The 16,898-nt window shown below is 59.0% G+C and carries 14 protein-coding genes; 5 read left to right on the forward strand and 9 right to left on the reverse strand.

Annotation, left to right across the window (positions count from 1 at the left end; genetic code table 11):
- Position 1: 1 nt before the first annotated feature.
- From tpiA to gap, 3 genes are all read right to left on the reverse strand, one after another.
- Entirely contained in the window at positions 2 to 775 is a 774-nt protein-coding gene (gene tpiA, locus Q8N04_12840) for a triose-phosphate isomerase (protein MDP3091560.1), read from the reverse strand.
- A 43-nt stretch (positions 776 to 818) separates the two neighbouring features.
- Positions 819 to 2,018 (reverse strand): phosphoglycerate kinase, encoded by a 1,200-nt coding sequence (locus Q8N04_12845; GenBank protein ID MDP3091561.1) that lies wholly within the window; start codon positions 2,016 to 2,018, stop codon positions 819 to 821.
- Positions 2,019 to 2,093: 75 nt separating this feature from the next.
- The gene (gap, locus tag Q8N04_12850; GenBank protein MDP3091562.1) at positions 2,094 to 3,107 is read right to left on the reverse strand and encodes a type I glyceraldehyde-3-phosphate dehydrogenase; all 1,014 of its coding nucleotides are present in this window, start codon (positions 3,105 to 3,107) and stop codon (positions 2,094 to 2,096) included.
- Between the two features lie 261 nt (positions 3,108 to 3,368).
- Between gap and Q8N04_12855 the strand changes: the two genes are divergently transcribed.
- The 4 genes from Q8N04_12855 to Q8N04_12870 all read left to right on the forward strand — a co-directional run bounded on the left by Q8N04_12855 (position 3,369) and on the right by Q8N04_12870 (position 10,332).
- Complete coding sequence (locus Q8N04_12855; protein ID MDP3091563.1) at positions 3,369 to 5,783, forward strand: endonuclease MutS2; 2,415 nt, start codon at positions 3,369 to 3,371, stop codon at positions 5,781 to 5,783.
- 86 nt (positions 5,784 to 5,869) lie between these two features.
- Positions 5,870 to 6,190: a BrnT family toxin gene (locus Q8N04_12860; protein MDP3091564.1), complete on the forward strand. Its 321-nt coding sequence runs from the start codon at positions 5,870 to 5,872 to the stop codon at positions 6,188 to 6,190.
- A complete protein-coding gene (locus tag Q8N04_12865) occupies positions 6,153 to 6,443 on the forward strand; it encodes a BrnA antitoxin family protein (GenBank protein ID MDP3091565.1) in 291 nt (96 codons plus the stop codon). The genes Q8N04_12860 and Q8N04_12865 overlap by 38 nt, the downstream gene beginning before the upstream one ends.
- Before the next feature lie 313 nt (positions 6,444 to 6,756).
- The gene (locus Q8N04_12870; GenBank protein MDP3091566.1) at positions 6,757 to 10,332 is read left to right on the forward strand and encodes a Helicase associated domain protein; all 3,576 of its coding nucleotides are present in this window, start codon (positions 6,757 to 6,759) and stop codon (positions 10,330 to 10,332) included.
- Positions 10,333 to 10,500: 168 nt separating this feature from the next.
- Here Q8N04_12870 and Q8N04_12875 read toward each other — a convergent pair whose 3' ends face one another.
- The 3 genes from Q8N04_12875 to Q8N04_12885 all read right to left on the reverse strand — a co-directional run bounded on the left by Q8N04_12875 (position 10,501) and on the right by Q8N04_12885 (position 13,282).
- Entirely contained in the window at positions 10,501 to 11,844 is a 1,344-nt protein-coding gene (locus Q8N04_12875) for a sigma-54 dependent transcriptional regulator (GenBank protein ID MDP3091567.1), read from the reverse strand.
- Positions 11,845 to 11,946: 102 nt separating this feature from the next.
- A complete protein-coding gene (gene queG, locus Q8N04_12880) occupies positions 11,947 to 12,903 on the reverse strand; it encodes a tRNA epoxyqueuosine(34) reductase QueG (GenBank protein ID MDP3091568.1) in 957 nt (318 codons plus the stop codon).
- Between the two features lie 4 nt (positions 12,904 to 12,907).
- Positions 12,908 to 13,282, reverse strand: a complete 375-nt coding sequence (locus Q8N04_12885; protein ID MDP3091569.1) for a hypothetical protein — start codon at positions 13,280 to 13,282, stop codon at positions 12,908 to 12,910.
- A gap of 84 nt (positions 13,283 to 13,366) precedes the next feature.
- On the opposite strand from Q8N04_12885, the gene Q8N04_12890 reads away from it, so the two are divergent.
- A complete protein-coding gene (locus Q8N04_12890) occupies positions 13,367 to 13,924 on the forward strand; it encodes a hypothetical protein (GenBank protein ID MDP3091570.1) in 558 nt (185 codons plus the stop codon).
- On the opposite strand, the gene thiI is transcribed toward Q8N04_12890, so the two are convergent.
- The 3 genes from thiI to coaE all read right to left on the reverse strand — a co-directional run bounded on the left by thiI (position 13,908) and on the right by coaE (position 16,870).
- On the reverse strand, positions 13,908 to 15,086 hold the full coding sequence (gene thiI, locus Q8N04_12895; GenBank protein ID MDP3091571.1) for a tRNA uracil 4-sulfurtransferase ThiI: 1,179 nt from the start codon (positions 15,084 to 15,086) through the stop codon (positions 13,908 to 13,910). The two genes, Q8N04_12890 and thiI, sit on opposite strands and share 17 nt — an antisense overlap.
- 186 nt (positions 15,087 to 15,272) lie before the next feature.
- A complete protein-coding gene (trxB, locus tag Q8N04_12900; GenBank protein ID MDP3091572.1) occupies positions 15,273 to 16,199 on the reverse strand; it encodes a thioredoxin-disulfide reductase in 927 nt (308 codons plus the stop codon).
- A 50-nt stretch (positions 16,200 to 16,249) separates the two neighbouring features.
- On the reverse strand, positions 16,250 to 16,870 hold the full coding sequence (coaE, locus tag Q8N04_12905; protein ID MDP3091573.1) for a dephospho-CoA kinase: 621 nt from the start codon (positions 16,868 to 16,870) through the stop codon (positions 16,250 to 16,252).
- Positions 16,871 to 16,898 lie beyond the last annotated feature (28 nt).

Consider the following 16,898-nt stretch of genomic DNA (forward strand, 5'->3'; position numbering starts at 1 on the left):
CTTAATGCCCCGATCGTTTTTGTGCGAGAGTGGCGATACTAGCAAAGGACTCGACCTTGAGGCAAGCCCCACCGACCAATGCGCCGTCGATCTCTTCCGACGCCAGAAAATCTGACACGTTTTGTGGTGTGACGCTGCCGCCATACAAAACTCTGGTTCCCTCCGCAATGGCGGAAGACCATTCCTGCTGCAAGAGTTGTCTGATGGTCTGATGCACTGGAATCGCCTGTTCCGGCGATGCGGCTTTTCCCGTTCCGATGGCCCAGACCGGCTCGTAGGCAATGGTGAGGGTCGCCAGTTGTGCGGCTTCGAACCCTGCCAGGCTTTCCTTGAGCTGTCCGGTGATGATCTCTGTCGTGCGTCCTGCTTCACGTTGGTCCAACGATTCACCAACGCAGAGGATCGGCTTGAGCCCATGCCGAAAGGCTGCAGCGAGTTTCTTCCGTATCACGTCGTCACCTTCGCCGAATAGGGCGCGTCGCTCAGAGTGTCCGAGAATGACGTACCGGCAGCCAAGATCTTTCAGCATTGGCGCGGAAACTTCTCCGGTATAGGCGCCGTGGTCCTCCCAGTGGAGGTTCTGGCCAGCCAGGCCGATGGATGAGCCGGACCCCAGCGTCTGACGGACGGAGTCCAGCGCGGTAAATGGCGGGGCGATGACGATTTCGACGGCGGAGGCGGGGAGTTTCCTTTGAACCAACTCACGGACGAATGTTGCCGCCTCGGAGGCGGTCTTGTTCATTTTCCAGTTGCCGGCGATCAGGGGTATGCGCACAGTGTCCTTCGTTCTGACGTACGATGAACGTGGGCTCAAATGTCTAGAGGGCTCGGTCCGGGAGGGCGACCAATCCGGGGAGTTGCTTGCCTTCCAGAAGTTCGAGGGCTGCGCCTCCGCCGGTTGAAATGAAGGAGATGCTGTCCGATTCCCCTGCCCGGTGAATGGCCATGGCGGTTTCACCGCCTCCGACGATCGTCAACGCATAGGCATTACCCACGGCATGGGCGATGGACAGCGTTCCGCGGGCGAAGGCATCGATTTCGAACATTCCCATGGGACCGTTCCACAAAATCGTTTTGGCATCCTGCAGGGCCTCGCTGAACAACTTCACGGACGCCGGCCCGATATCCAGCCCGTACCACCCTTTAGGAATTTCTTGCACGGGAACAATCTTCGTTTCAGCGCCGGGCTCACGGCTGGCGGCGACGACGCAATCGACGGGGAGATAAAATTTCACTCCCCGGGACAGGGCATGCTCCTCAATGCCTCGCGCAAAATCGAGCATGTCTTTTTCAACGAGGGAGTTGCCGATTTCCAGGCCCTTGGCTTTCAGGAAGGTGAAGGCCATACCGCCGCCGATGATGACCTTGTCGACACGCTTCCCCAGGTTTTCGATGACCCCGATTTTTCCGGACACCTTGGCGCCGCCGAGAATGGCGACGAACGGGCGCACCGGATTTTCCACGGCGCCTTCCAGGTACTCGATTTCTTTCTTCAGGAGCGCGCCCGCAGCCGAAGCCTTGATGAATTTGGTGATCCCGACGGTTGAGGCGTGCGCCCGGTGCGCGGCGCCAAATGCATCATTCACAAAGACGTCGCCGAGTGACGCGAGCGCCTTTGCGAAGGCGTCATCGTTCTTTTCCTCGCCCGGATGAAAACGAAGATTCTCCAGCAGCATCACATCGCCCGGATTCATTTTTGCGACCAGCTTCTCGACGGCGGGCCCAATGCAATCCGGCGCGAAGATCACTTCTTTGCCGAGCAACCGGCTCAGCCGCTTCGCTACCGGGGCCAAGCTATACTTCGGGTCAAACGCTCCCTTCGGGCGTCCCAGGTGAGAGCAAAGAATGACCATGGCGCCTTCGTCGACGACACGGTTGATCGTCGGCAGCGTCGAGCGGATGCGGGTGTCGTCGGTGATCTGGAGCGACTCGTCGAGGGGAACGTTGAAGTCCGCGCGGATGATCACGCGCTTTCCTCGAAGCTTGACGTCATCGATGGTTTGCTTGCGCAAATTCATGAGAGCTCCTTTACAGGCCTCCGCAGCAGGTCGCGTTCAGACGTGCATCCCGCGTGAATGCCGATCGCCCGTTGGCTACTTTCCTTTGGCCCGCTCCGCGGTGAGCTTGATCAGGTCCCGCACGCGGCAGGAGTAGCCCCACTCGTTGTCGTACCAGGCGGTGACTTTGACCATGCGCTTATCGATCACATTGGTAAGCGGAGCGTCGAGGGTCGCTGAATGCGGGTCGCCTTTTTTGTCGATCGAGACAATCGGATCTTCCGAATAGAGCAAGATGTTCTTCAGCGGGCCGTCGGCGGCTTTCTTGAAGGCCGCGTTCACTTCCTCGATGGTGCAATCTTTCTCGGTTTCCACTGTGAGATCGACCAGGGAGACGTTCGGGGTTGGGACGCGAATGGCCAACCCATCCAATTTGCCTTTCAACTGGGGGATCACCAGATGGAGCGCCTTGGCTGCGCCGGTGCTGGTCGGAATCATCGACATGCCGGCCGCGCGTGCGCGCCGCAGGTCCTTGTGCGGAAGATCAAGCAATTGCTGATCGTTGGTATAGGAGTGGATGGTCGTCATGACGCCGTGCTTGATGCCGAAATTTTCCAACAACACTTTGGCGACCGGCGCGAGGCAGTTCGTGGTGCAGGAGGCATTCGAAATAATGTGATGAGTCTTCGGGTCGAAGGTGCTGTCGTTCACGCCGAGCACGATCGTCACATCCGGATCCGTTGCGGGCGCCGAGATGATGACTTGTTTGGCTCCGGCCGCCAAATGCTTGCCCGCGCCTTCGCGGTCGGTGAAACGCCCCGTCGATTCGATAACCACGTCGACATTGAGCTCTTTCCAGGGGAGTTCCTTCGGGTCCTTAATGGCCAGCACCTTGATCGGCTTGCCATCGACGATAATCTGATCCCCTTTGGCTTCCACACTGACGCCGAGCGTGCCATGTACAGAGTCGTATTTCAAAAGATAGGCGAGCGTTTTCGCATCCGTGAGGTCGTTGATGGCGACAAATTCCAGAGCCGGGTCTCCCAGGGAAGCCCGCAATACGTTTCGTCCGATACGCCCAAATCCATTGATTCCTACGCGAATAGCCATGTCGTCATGTCCTTTACTGAATAGCAAACCGGTCGCAGATCACCGGCAATCGTGTTCGCGATAGTATCGGCGGTCCGAACCCTTGTCAAGCTATACGAAGGTAGGAATACGTGAAGAAACCCCAGTATTTGAGGCCTTTTCCCCAACGGTGGCCTCAGTAGAAACAAGGGGGGCTGTGTGGCGCAAGGCGGGTTGCTTCTCCGGATCCCTCTTCGCTAGAGTTCCCGCTGGAAAGAGTGATGTTTGGGAGGTGAGGGACGGATGGCGGATACGCTGTCGGAGAAAGCCGCGCAGGCATTGGAGTGGCCGAAGGTCCTTGAGTGCCTGGCACGAGGAGCTCAATCCGCGCTGGGGGCTGCACGTTGTCGGGCGATGGCTCTGGGTAATGATCTAGAGGGTCTTGTCAGGCGTCAGCAGGAGACGACGGAGTGGTTGCGGCTTAGCGATGGGAGTGATCCGGCCCCGGTGCTGTCGTTTCCGGATACGCGCGAGCTCGTCGAACGGGCCAGCAAGGGGGGCGTGCTTGAGGCGCTGGAGTTGCGGGACTGCGGACTCGTGTTGACACGGATGGACGAGGTCGCGCGCTTTTGCGCTCGCCATGCACACGAGGTCCCTATGGTGGTGGCTCTGGCAGAGGGCCTGCAATCGACTCGCGAGCTTCAGCAGATAACGCGGGCGCTCGACGCCGCGATTCAGCCCGATGGGGCGATCAAAGAATCGGCCACGCCGGAGTTGCGGCGCCTGACCCATGCCGCGCAGGAACTGAAACAGCGTATGCGCGAGCAGTTGGATCGGATACTGCACTCCAGTCGATACGAGGACGTTCTGCAGGAAACGTATTTCGCTCAGCGGGAAGGCCGTTATGTGCTGCCGGTGAAGGCGGACATGCGAGGGCGTATGCCGGGGATTGTGCACGATGTGTCGGCCAGCGGCGCGACGGTATTTCTTGAGCCGCGCGAGCTGGTGGAGTTGAACAACTCGATCAAGGTCGCCGATCTGGAGATCGAGCGGGAAGTGCGGCGCATCCTGCGCGAGCTCACGCTTCTGGTGGCCGGGCAGGCGGAGGCGTTGCAGGCCGGGGTCGAAGGACTGGCGGAGCTTGATGCGGTGCAGGCGAAGGCGGCGTTCAGCCGGCGGCTCAAGGCCAATCCCGTCCTGTTGAATGAGCAGGGGCGGGTCCTGCTGAAACAGGCCCGTCATCCGCTGTTGATCCTGGCAAAAGATGACATTGTGGCGAACGATATTCTGCTCGATGAGTCCATTCGCGTCCTGGTTATTTCCGGTCCCAATACCGGTGGCAAGACGGTCACGCTGAAGATTGTCGGTTTGTTTTCGCTGATGGTGCGAGCGGGGTTGCATCTCCCCTGTGCCCCCGAGTCGGAGATGGCCATCTTCCCAGCGCTCTATGCCGACATCGGTGATGCACAGGATCTGAGCCGTGACCTTTCGAGTTTCTCCGCCCACATGTCGCAGATGGTGCAATTGCTCGCAGAGTCGGCACGGTCGCTGAGCAGCGGGGCGGATACCGGACAGTCGCTGGTCTTACTCGACGAACCGGTGACGTCGACCGATCCGCAGGAAGGGGCGGCGCTGGCAGAAGCCCTGTTGTGCCACCTCGCATCGCTGAATATGAAAGTCGTGGTGACGACTCACTACGGACCGTTGAAAGAACTGGCCCAAACGATGCCGGGATTTGCCAATGCCAGTGTTGAGTTTGATGTGACTCGCTTGGCGCCGACCTACCGCTTGTTTCTCGGTGTGCCCGGAGGCTCGTCGGCATTGGAGATCGCCGGTCGTCTCGGGATGGATGGAAAGATTTTGGACGATGCGCGTCAGCGCTTGCCCAAGGATGACCGACGGTTGGAAGACCTCATGGTCGATCTCCAGCAGAAACAGCGGCAGTTGGCCGACGATGTGGAACGGGCGGCGCAGGCGCGAGTCGAGGCCGAACGCGCCGCCGTTGAAGCGAAGGCGTTGCAGGCACGCTTGGAAGAGGCGGAACTGGAAGCGCGGAAGGGGTTGAAGAAGAAGCTGGGCGAGCAGTTTCAGCGGGCGCGGGCGGAGGTGCAGGCGACCGTCGATGCCCTCAAGCGCGAGCAGAAGCTGATCAAGGCCAAGGAGACCTCCCAGCGTCTCAGTGAATTGGAAATCCAGACCAAACACGAACTGGTTCCTGCCGGCGCACCGATTCCGGTCGAACAGCTCCGAATCGGCGACCAAGTGGAAATCGCCGGGCTGGGTATGACCGGCATTCTGCTCGAAGATCCGCAGGGGAAGAAACGCGTTCGGGTGAAAGTGGGCGAAGGTGAAGTCCTGGCCACGGTGGCGAACCTCATTGGCGTTGCATCCGGTGCGGCGGCGCCAACACCTCTGTCGCCCGCGTCCGCATCAACTCCGCGCAAGTTTTCAACCGGCGGTGGGCTGGGTCTCGACGAACAGACGGTGGTCGATGTGCGCGGGCAGGCGGCTGATGAGGCGCTTGATCACGTCATTGCCGCGCTGGATCGGGCGACATTGGACGGCGCTCCGTTCTTGCGCATCATTCATGGACATGGGACGGGCAAGCTGAAAGCCTCGTTACGAGCGTCTTTGAAAGACTCTCCGTATGTGGCCACCACGCGCCCGGGTGATCGGGCGGAAGGCGGGGATGGAGTGACGATCGTGTCGATTCGGTAAGGAGGTCTTGCGGGGTAATGAGAGGAGTAGTATTGACGAGGTGAAATAGGTCGGTATATTGTTATCGTATACAGACTAGGGCGCGCATGAAGAGACTGTTGGGGCTTGAAGGGTTCGATTGGGATGAGGCGAATCTCACGAAGAATTGGGATAAGCATCGCGTTACTCCGTGGGAGTGCGAACAGGCGTTCTTCAATCTCCCGCTGGTCGTGGCCGATGACTACGTCCACTCTCTCACTGAGGCCCGCTACTATGTGCTGGGGCAAGCCGACGCTGGCCGGCGGCTCTTTCTCGTGTTCACCATCCGCAAGCGAAGAGTGCGGGTCATCTCGGCGAGAGACATGAGTGTGAAGGAACGGAGGACGTACGATGAGCAAGTTAAAGCCGAAACCGACGTTCAAGAGTGACGCGCAGGAAGCCGCCTTTTGGGCGTCGCATGACTCAACGGAGTATATCGATTACTCCAAAAGCCGCAGGATGATCTTTCCAAAGCTCAAGCCATCGACGGAGACGATCTCGCTGCGGCTGCCAAAATCTCTTCTGGACCAACTCAAGACATTGGCCAACAAGCGCGATGTCCCCTACCAGACGCTCCTGAAACTCTTTGTGCTTGAACGAGTGCAGGCGGAGCTGCATCTCAAGCCGGCCAAGGCTGTGTGAGGGAGCAGACAACCATCCTTCTTGCTCGCAGCGCCCCCACGATGAAGCGGTGGTCGCTCGATGCGCGCGCTAAAAGCCTGTCTGGCGATTCCTTTGGGGGAGATGCGGCGCAGAGAAAGCTCTGGTGGAACGCGCTGACGGACGGAACAGCCTCAGCGCACTTGATAGTCAAGACTGTTTCTCTTCCTCGGACCTCCGCTTTGAGGGCAAGGAAACTCTCGACGATGGCTGCGAACTTTCTCAAGGCGGTTGACGTGAGTAACCAGCTATAATGCCGCTGTCCGCAGAGATTTCTCCGTCTAGAGGAAACTGCATGTCCGCCAAGCACGTCAAAGCGAGACATTGGATCGCGACAGGCATCTTTGACGCACTCACCTCCTTCCACGATTTCGAGCAACGAGTCAATGGCATTGCGGAGGAGAAAGACCGTGGCGATGTCTTTGAGATTTTCGTCGAAGGGTTTCTCGCCACTCAATCCATTATGCAGTGCGTCACCCACTGGGTCGTGGGCGACATTCCCCTGACGCTACGGCAACAGTACAATCTTCCCAGCGATGCGAAGGGGATTGATGGCGTGTATGAAAGCCGCCTCGGGACGCATGTCGCCTATCAAGTCAAATACCGCCAGAAGGGTTATCTCACCTATACCGAAGTCGCACCGTTCCTCGGCATCACCGAACGCTTTACTGAGCGCGTCATCTTCACGACTGCCAGCGAACTCGCTGACGATGCGCTCAATCGTGGCGGGATGCGGCTGGTCCGCGGCGATGATTTTCGTGCGCTTGAACCAGAGGATCTCGCCCGAATTGAAGCGTGGCTGAAAGCAAGGCCGCTGCCGCGGTCTCCTGCCACCCCCAAGCCCTATCAAACCGCCGCACTGGCAGACATCAAGACGGCGCTCAACACACATGATCGCGCTACCGTCGTCATGGCGTGCGGTACAGGTAAAACCCTGGTCTCCTTGTGGGCATCACAAGACGCACAACCGAAAACCGTGCTCGTCTTGCTGCCGTCCCTGACGCTCCTCCAACAGACGCTGGGTGAGTGGAGTAAGCATCACACCTTTACGCCAGGCTTTCGCTATCTCTGTGTCTGTTCAGATCAAACCGTAGGCTTAGCGAATGATGAATTAGAAGTCCGTCCCTCTGATGTTGAGTTTCGCATTGATACCAACCCCGATGAAGTCACCCGTTTCCTCGCCCATCCCACGGATGAGGTGAAAGTCATTTTCTCGACCTATCAGTCGTCGCCCGTGGTGGGCGCAGGCTCAGCAGGCTACACATTTGACATCGGCATCTTTGATGAAGCCCACAAAACCACAGGACGAGAGGGTGGCGCGTTTAGCTATGCACTCTCCGATGAGCGCCTACGCATCAGGAAGCGGCTGTTCTTCACCGCCACTCCCCGTCATTACGACATTCGCCATCGCGATAAAGAAGGCGAGTTTCGCATTCAGTCGATGGACGATCCACAGGTCTACGGCATACGCGCCCATACGCTCTCGTTTGCGAGTGCTGCGAAGCGGGACATTATCTGCCCGTATAAAGTCGTCATTTCGCTCATCGACAAACATATGGTCAGTGACTTTGCGTGGAAACACGGAATTACGCTGGTCAAGACTGCTCTCGTGCAGGCACGATGGGTAGCCAATCTGCTCGCCTTTCAGCAAGCGGTCAAGAAAACAGGCGCCACAAAAGCCCTGACCTTTCATAGCCGCGTCAAAGCGGCAGAAGAGTTTGCCAGTGACACCACGCATGGCATCGGACGCTATCTCAACGGCTATGACGTGCGCCATGTGCATGGCAAACAACGAAGTTCCGAACGAAAAGCCCTGCTCGATGCCTTTCGCCATGCTGAGAACGGGGTGCTCACCAACGCGCGCTGTCTGACCGAAGGGGTGGATGTGCCGGCGGTCGATATGGTGGCATTTCTCGATCCCAAACAGAGCCGTATCGATATTGCCCAAGCGACGGGACGAGCGATGCGAAAACCGCGAGGAGCCAGCACCAAGACTTTGGGCTATGTCGTGGTGCCGTTATTTGCCGCTGACTGCAAGCAGAAGAGTCTGGATGAGGCAATTGAGTCCGAAGCGTTTGACCAAGTCGCCGATGTACTCAATGCCATGCAAGAGCATGATGAGGACTTACTCGACATTATTCGTGAACTGCGAGAGCGCAAAGGCGCTGGCGCACCGTTTGATCTCAGGCGATTACACGAGAAGGTGGAAATCATTGGTCCTGCGGTTGACCTGGAGCGCCTGAATACCAGCATCAGTATTGCCATCGCGGATCGCATTGGCAGCAGTTGGGATGAGTGGTACGGGCGGCTCAAAGACTATAAGCAGCGGGAAGGGGACTGTCTCGTACCTATCAGCCATCGCGAGCAAGGCTTTCGGTTAGGATCGTGGGTTAGCCATCAACGCGACGACAAAGATAGGATGTCCCCAGATCGTCGTCATCGGCTCGACGCGCTTGGGTTTGTATGGGATAAATTTGTAGCTCAGTGGGAAGAAGGCATTGCCTATCTCGAACGCTACCGCAAGACTAAAGGGCATTGTCGTGTGCCTCAACGCCATCACGAGCAAGGCTATCCGTTAGGATCGTGGGTTGCCGTTCAGCGCGCAGCCCAAGACACCATGCCACCCGAACGCCGCCAGCGCCTAGACGCGCTCGACTTCGTCTGGGATCGACATGAGGATTGGTGGGAAGAGGGCGTTCGCTACCTCGAATGCTATCGCAAGGCTCAAGGGGACTGTCTCATGCCCCATAGCTACCGCGACCCAATCTCCGGCTTTCGGTTAGGATCGTGGGTCACCAATCAACGCACAGCTCAAGACACCATGCTGCCCGAGCGCCGTCAGCGGCTTGATGCACTCGGGTTTGTGTGGGATACCCGTATCGTTCAGTGGGAAGAAGGTTTCCGCTCCCTCGAAATCTTTCGCCAGCGAGAAGGACATTGTCTCGTGCCTCAACTCTATCGCGAGCAAGACTATCGGTTGGGACAGTGGGTTGCCGTGCAACGCACCACCAGAGACGTTCTGTTGCCAGACCGCCGTGCGCGGCTCGACGCGCTGGGCTTCGTGTGGGATGCCCGTACCGCTCAGTGGGAAGAGGGCTGCCGCTCCCTCGAAAGCTTTCGTCAGCGGGAAGGACATTGCCGCGTATCGACAAGCCATCGCGAGCAAGACTTTCGCTTAGGGACGTGGGTTGGCGTGCAACGCGACAACAAAGATAGTATGTCACTAGAACGTCGTCAGCGGCTGGACGCGCTGGGATTCGTATGGGATGTTTTGACCGCTTCGTGGGAAGAGGGTTTTCGCTTCCTGGAACTCTTTCGCCATCGGGAAGGGCATTGTCGTGTACCTACAAGTTATCGTGAGCAAGGCTTTCGGTTGGGACAGTGGGTCGACAAACAACGCCAAAATAGAGACACCATGCCTTCCGAACGTCGTCAGCGGCTGGACGCGCTGGATTTTGTGTGGAATAAATTCGCGACTTCGTGGGAAGAGGGCTTTCGCTATCTACAACTGTTTCACCAACGTGAGGGACATTGTCGTGTGCCTACAAGCTATCGTGAGCAAGGCTTTCGTCTAGGACAGTGGGTTGGCGTGCAACGCGCAACCCAAGACAAATTGCTGCCCGAACGCCGTCAGCGGCTCGACGCACTGGGGTTTGTGTGGGATGCCCGTACTGCTCAGTGGGAAGAAGGCTTCTGTTTCCTCGAAATCTTTCGCCAGCGTGAAGGACACGGTCGTGTGCCTAAGAGCCATCTCGAACAAGGCTTTCGGTTAGGGCAGTGGGTCGGCGTGCAGCGCCGCACCAGAGATGCCATGTCACCAGACCGTCGTCGGCGCTTAGATGCCCTAGGTTTTGTCTGGAAGGTGCTCTGAGTCTCGGTGATGGACTCGGTTGCTGCCCGCAGGGGTAATCTCGCAATGCAACCCCCCCCCTAATAAGCGCTCTGTTCTCCGCTTATTCCCTTGAGGGTGGCTTGGATTGGGCACTCAGCAAGCGAAAAGGGCCAGCCGGGCTGCGCCATCATCTTTTTCAGCATCCCGCTATGACAGGTGGTGTTTGGCCATGCGATAGCGCAGCGTGTTGCGCGTGATTTTGAGAAGCCGGCTGGCTTCTGAGACGTTCCCGGCTGATTTGCCGAGGGCTTCCTCCAGCAGCTTCTTCTCCATGTCTTGAAACGACAGACCGAAGGCGAGCAGCGAGGGCTTGAGTTCGGCGTTCGGCTGCTCGGGCGCTTTGCCGGTTTTGACGGAGGCCGGGAGGTGCTGGGGTTCGATCTGATTGGCCTTGCAGGTAATCGTAAGCCACTCGACCACGTTGTGAAGCTCCCTGACGTTGCCCGGCCAATGATGACGCCGGAGGACGGTTGACGCCTCCGGGCTGATGCCGGTGATGCGACAGCCGTGGTCACGGCGCGCTTGCGCCAGAAAGTAATGCAGGATCGGCTCGATGTCCTCCAGCCGTTCGCGCAGCGGAGGAATGCGGAGCTGATACACATTGAGCCGGTAGTAGAGATCGAGACGGAATCGCCCGGTCTTGATATGAGCCGGGAGGTCTTCGTTGGTCGCGGCGATGATTCGGATGTTTACCCTGTGGCTGTGCGTATCGCCGAGCGGATCGATCGTGCGATTTTCGAGGACTCGCAGCAGTTTGGCCTGAGCCGCGGCGCTCATCTCCCCGATTTCGTCGAGGAACAACGTGCCGCCTTCGGCGAGTTGGAACCGTCCGGGCTTCGTGTGTTTGGCGTCGGTGAAGGCGCCCTGGTGATAGCCGAAGAGTTCCGACTCGAGCAAATGTTCGGGAATGCCGGCACAGTTCAGCGCGATGAGCGGGCCGAGCGCTCGTGGACTGGCAGAGTGAATGGCCTGGGCAAAGAGTTCCTTGCCGGTGCCGCTCTCCCCGGTGATCAGGACGGTGGCGTCCGTCAGCGCCACTTCACGGGCCAATTGCTTGATGAGCTGCATCTGCGGGGACCGGCTGATGATGAGGTCGAAGCGGTCCGCCGGCCGCTTGGCGGTGAGCGGCGGGCTCGATAGAGACAGTGCGCGGCGAACGGCAGCATCAAGGTCGGCTACCGTGATAGGCGCGGTCAGGTAGTCAGCGGCGCCGGCGCGCATGGCATCGACCGCGTCTCGCGCCGAATCATGCGGTCCGATCAGAATGACGGGTGGAGAACCTGGGTGCAGGATGGTCTGGTGCAGCAGGGGTTTGCCGGTTTCCGGGCTGCCTTCGCACAGAATGAGTGCGAGGTTCTGGCGGTGGAGTTCTCGGAGGCCCGCTGCCACATCGGATACGTTGAGCAGAGTGGCATGGGAGGGGACGACCTGCTCAAGGGCACGCCGGATGTGAGGATCACGTGAAATCAGAAGGACTGTCGTAGGGTTCATTCGGAGGGCTCCTTGGTCAGGACTCCTGGCGAACCACCGATCGACTAGAGACAGCCTACTCTTCATTGTGGCCGAATGAAAGAGGGGGAGGGGGCGCCGAACTCAGGGAGAAGGCGGCTGGTTTGCTCTGGCGATGGCTACATTTCGTTGGAGTCCGACCAGTTTTGCCCGGCGGATGGGGCTGTATTGAAAGGATGAACGAAAGGTCGTCTCATCCATATGGGCCAGTTTTTCCAGAGAGGGCGCTTGTGTGAGCGGTGAGGGCTGAAAAGCCGGTTCCCGGGTGAAGCCCGCCCGCAGATTGAACGGACAGACATCAAGGCAATCGTCACAGCCGAAAATACGATTGGCGAATTGCCGCTGCAGGTCGTTCGGGATCGTGGCGGCTTCTCCGCGATGTTCGATCGTTAGATAGGAGAGGCAGCGATTGGCATCGACGACATACGGATCTGTGATGGCCTGGGTAGGACAGGCCTGCATGCAGAGGGTGCAACTCCCGCAGAGGTCCGTTGCCGGTTCGTCGGCCTCCAATTCCAGGGTCGTGAGAATTTCTCCCAGAAGCAGCCAGGATCCATGGTCCGGCGATACGAGATTGGAATGTTTGCCGATCCAGCCCAGCCCTGCCTGTTCGGCCCAGGCCTTTTCCATGATCGGCCCGGTATCGACGTAGGACCGGGTGATCGCCTGAGGGGCCAATGTGGCGATTCGTGCTTCCAGATGTTTGAGTTTCGCGCCGAGTACGTCGTGATAGTCCCGCCCCCAGGCATAGCGGGCGATGCGGCCATATCCCGGTTGTTCGTCGGCCCGTTCGTCGGTCAGGTAATTCATTCCAACGCAAATGATGGAGCGACAGCCAGGTAAGACGATGCGCGGGTCAGCCCGTTTCTCCGGCGCTCGCTCCATCCAAGCCATGGTGGCGTGGTAGCCGCGCCGGAGCCACTGGGTCAGCCGTGTGGCGAGCGTTGTTTGCGGTGAGCCGGGGGTGTCGACGCGGGCGATCCCGACGGCGTCGAATCCGAGCGCGAGGGCTGCTTGTTTGATCGCCCGAGTGAGGGGCATAGGGTTACTGTTGGGGCGAACAATCGTAGCGGACGCTGAACTGGGCGGAACAATGACCGGATTGGCAACGATTGCAGGCCCCGGTGATCTTGGTCTTCCAGTCGGTTTGTTTGTCATCGAACCGGCACAGCAACCGGCCGCCGGTTGAGATGGTCGTCCAGGGTTTGGAGGAGCCGGGAGCTTGGGCCACACGGCAGCCCGGAGGGAATGGCACGGCACAACTGTGGGAGGGTTCACCTTTTCCCATGCCGAAGCTGCAGGACTGTTCGGTGGTCGCGGTCGATTCCTGCATCAGCTGGGCAGAGGCGGTATCGGCCAGGGGAAACTGAAGCCCGGTCGTCACGAACAGACACAGCAGAATTGAGTACGCGCGATGCATGACGCATCCTAGCACAGAGTGATTTGTCCCGGTCAATTGCGATTCCTGCTCGCGGGCCCTGGGAGGGGCCGGTATAATCGCGCCATGGTCAAACGACTGCTTTCGTGTCTCGCCGTGATAGGTGTCTTGAGCCCGATCTGGTGCTGGCCCGGTGATCCTGTCTCACTTGAGGTGAAGGTGCAGGCCACCGGCGGGGTCAAGGCGACCGCCACGGTGCTTTTTCCGGTCGAACCGGGGATCATACAGCAGATGTTGACTGACTATGCCCACTGGCCAAACCTCTTTGACACGCGGATGCGGATGGCGGAGATTCGTGAGCAGCCTGGCAGCGTGTTTACCGATATCCGGATCGAACATGCCCTGCTCGCCGGCGAGCGGCGTCTGCTGAGCGAGTCCCGGACGCTGGCGACCGGTGGCCTGTTGACCGAACTGAAGGGCGGAGATTTCAAGCAATATCGCCGCGTGTGGACCTTGTCTCCGGCAGAAGGAGGGACACACACGAAGGCGGAATTCGAGTTGCTGGTCGAGATCGAGACGTTTGTGCCTGATTGGGTCATTGCCGTCGCGATGCGCCAGGAGCTGGAAACGCATTTTCGGATTGTCAGAGAGAAGGCGTTGGTCCGGGCTACGCAGGGAAGATGAATTCCGACAGCTCGGCTTTCTCGACTCCCTGTTTCACCAGACGGGGGATATCCAGCGCGCGTTCGATGTTGAGGAGTTCCTCAAGGCGTGTCTTGGTGCTGGGGTGCGGCGGGGTGAACAGTTTGCAGCAGTCCTGATCCGGTTCGATGGATGTTTCGTACGTGCCAATCCGTTTCGCATCGTCCGTAATTTCCAGTTTGTCCATTCCGATGAGCGGCCGCAGGATCGGCAGGCCCGCCACCTCTTCGACTACCGAAATGTTCTCAGGGGTCTGAGACGCCACCTGGCCTAAGCTGTCTCCGGTGACGAGGCCCCAACACTGTTCCCGCCTCGCGAGTTCCTCCGCAATCCGGAGCATCATGCGGCGATAGAGCACCACGCGAAACGGCGCCGGGGTGTTCAGGACGATCTCGCGTTGAATTTCTCCGAAAGGAATCACGTAGAGCCGGGACTTGTGCAGGTAGGCGGTGAGCGTCTGCACGAGATCGCGGACTTTGTCTTCCGAGTCGCGACTGACGAGTGGCCGGCCCGAGAAGTGAACGAAGAGGGCGCGGCAGCCGCGTTTGATCATGCGATAGGACGCGACCGGCGAGTCAATCCCGCCGGAGATGAGGCAGGCGACCTTGCCGCTCACTCCCACCGGCATGCCTCCGGGGCCCGGGGTCTTTTCGATTGCGAAATAGACATCCCGGGAAAGCATCTCAAGATAGACGGTGATGTCGGGGTCTCTGAGGCTGACGGCTTTGCCCGTCTGTTCGTGGATGGCAGCACCGACGATGCGTTCCGCGTCCATTGACGTCAACGGCAGGCGCTTATCGGCGCGCTTCGCCGTCACGCGGAAGGTCGAATAGGATTTCGTTCGAAGCTCGTCAATGATGGCCGCGCTGAGAGCCTCGAAGTTGGGGTGCGCCAGATCGAGCGGCACGGAGTCGGCCAGTGAAAAGTTCGCAATGCCGCAGACGCGGGACAGCCGCTGGCGAATGATGTCACGGTTGGCTTCTGACGGAAGGATCACCCGGATGCGGCTGCGAAGATTTTCGACCTGCCTGACCCCAAGATCGCTGAGGGCCAACTGGATGTTGCGAACCAGGAGATCCTCGAAGTAGTCGCGATTGCGACCTTTGAGGGCAAGTTCGTGGTAGTGGACGATGGCGCATCTCATGGTGTTAGTGGGATGCTGAAAATAGCCGCTTTCTCACCCGCCCGGCCCAGGCGCGCCAAGACGCGCCTTTCCTCTGGATTCGTTCTCGGCTTGCCAACATTCTCAACGTACCCCAGAGGGTACGCCTCCGGTGTTTGCCTCGCCTGCGGCCTTGTTGGACGACTGTTTTGAGCATCCCCAGGAAGTTCAGAGGTTATGGCCAGGTGTTTCTAGAAAACGTTCCGCGTCGATGGCGGCCATGCAGCCGGAGCCTGCGGCGGTGACGGCTTGGCGATAGGTCGAGTCCTGCACGTCGCCGGCGGCGAAGACGCCCGGGACATTCGTAGCCGTGCCGGTGTGCGTCCGGATATACCCCTTTTCGTCCATGTCGATCTGCCCTGCAAAGAGCGCGGTGTTGGGTCGATGGCCAATGGCGACAAAGACGCCGGCACAAGGAACGTCAGCGATTTTTCCGGTTACCACGTTCTTGAGCCGCGCGCCGGTGACGACTTCCGAGCCCAGGATGTCTTCGACGACCGTGTTCCAGATGAAACTGATCTTCTCATTATGCAGAGCCCGGTCTTGCATGATCTTTGAGGCGCGCAGTTTGTCCCGCCGATGGACGATCGAAACTTTCGTGGCGAATTTGGTCAGGAAGTTTGCTTCCTCCAGTGCACTGTCGCCCCCGCCGACGACGATGAGTTCCTTCCCCTTGAAGAAAAACCCATCGCAAGTCGCGCAAGTGGAGACGCCGTGCCCGGTCAGTCTTGATTCGTTCCTGAGGCCGATGGGAATGGCCGAGGCGCCGGTCGCAATGATGACCGTCTGGGTTTGGACGGTTTGCTCCCCATCGATGGTCAAAGTGAACGGCCGTTGTGCGAGGTCCACGGCTGTGACATCGCCGGTGAGAAACTCGGTGCCGAACCGCTCGGCTTGCGCCCGGGTTTCTTTCATCAACTCCGGGCCCATGATGCCTTTGGCGAAACCGGGATAGTTCTCAACTTCGGTCGTCGTCGTGAGTTGACCGCCGGATTGCCAGCCCTCGATGAGCAGGGGGGACAGATTGGCGCGCGCCGTATAGATGGCGGCGGTCAATCCGGCCGGTCCTGAACCAATGATGACAACGTTGTGCATGGGAATGGAATCTAACACAGTGAGAAAAGAGAATGCATGGGGAGGGGAAGTCAGGTTGACGTACGTATTGATCGGTACAGGGACCGAACCTGATTTTTGAGTTGTGGAAGCGAAAGAGTTCCATCTAGCACATAGTCGGCGCGGCGGCATTTGTTTGTCAGCGGCATCTGGCTCTTGATCCGTCGAAGGGCTTCGGCGCGGGAGAGGCCGTTGCGCTTCTTAAGGCGGGCGATTTGGGTTTCACGGTCGGCGTTCACGACGATGGTGGTATCCATGCGTGTGTCGATACCGGCTTCGAAAAGCAGGGGAACGTCGTAGATCACGATTGCCTTGGGATCTTTCCTGGCAGCTTGTTTCGTCAGCCTGATCTGTTCGCGTGCGACACGGGGATGGATGATTTGCTCAAGTTGGCGCAGCTTGGCAGGATGCCCAAAGACTTTCGCACCCAAGGCCGGGCGATTCAATGTGCGATCAGGGTTCAGGACCGTCTTGCCGAATGCGTTGACGATCTCCCTCCAGGCTGGTTTGCCTGGTTGAACGACTTCCCGCGCCAGCGCATCGGCATCGATGATCACGGCACCGCAGCGTTTGAACATGCCGGCGACCGTACTCTTGCCGGTGGCGATGCCGCCTGTGAGTCCCACTAGGATCATGGCGGCGGAGCTTATCACGGGGGTGCCGACCTCACAAGAAACACGG

This window comes from Nitrospira sp., assembly GCA_030692565.1.
Taxonomy (GTDB): Bacteria; Nitrospirota; Nitrospiria; order Nitrospirales; family Nitrospiraceae; genus Nitrospira_D.

Coding starts and splice junctions, on each gene's coding strand:
- Q8N04_12845 (MDP3091561.1), bottom strand. CDS start 2,018: ATGAATTTGCGCAAGCAAACCATCGATGACGTCAAGCTTCGAGGAAAG.
- gap (MDP3091562.1), bottom strand. CDS start 3,107: ATGGCTATTCGCGTAGGAATCAATGGATTTGGGCGTATCGGACGAAAC.
- Q8N04_12855 (MDP3091563.1), top strand. CDS start 3,369: ATGGCGGATACGCTGTCGGAGAAAGCCGCGCAGGCATTGGAGTGGCCG.
- Q8N04_12860 (MDP3091564.1), top strand. CDS start 5,870: ATGAAGAGACTGTTGGGGCTTGAAGGGTTCGATTGGGATGAGGCGAAT.
- Q8N04_12865 (MDP3091565.1), top strand. CDS start 6,153: ATGAGCAAGTTAAAGCCGAAACCGACGTTCAAGAGTGACGCGCAGGAA.
- Q8N04_12870 (MDP3091566.1), top strand. CDS start 6,757: ATGTCCGCCAAGCACGTCAAAGCGAGACATTGGATCGCGACAGGCATC.
- Q8N04_12875 (MDP3091567.1), bottom strand. CDS start 11,844: ATGAACCCTACGACAGTCCTTCTGATTTCACGTGATCCTCACATCCGG.
- queG (MDP3091568.1), bottom strand. CDS start 12,903: ATGCCCCTCACTCGGGCGATCAAACAAGCAGCCCTCGCGCTCGGATTC.
- Q8N04_12885 (MDP3091569.1), bottom strand. CDS start 13,282: ATGCATCGCGCGTACTCAATTCTGCTGTGTCTGTTCGTGACGACCGGG.
- Q8N04_12890 (MDP3091570.1), top strand. CDS start 13,367: ATGGTCAAACGACTGCTTTCGTGTCTCGCCGTGATAGGTGTCTTGAGC.
- thiI (MDP3091571.1), bottom strand. CDS start 15,086: ATGAGATGCGCCATCGTCCACTACCACGAACTTGCCCTCAAAGGTCGC.
- trxB (MDP3091572.1), bottom strand. CDS start 16,199: ATGCACAACGTTGTCATCATTGGTTCAGGACCGGCCGGATTGACCGCC.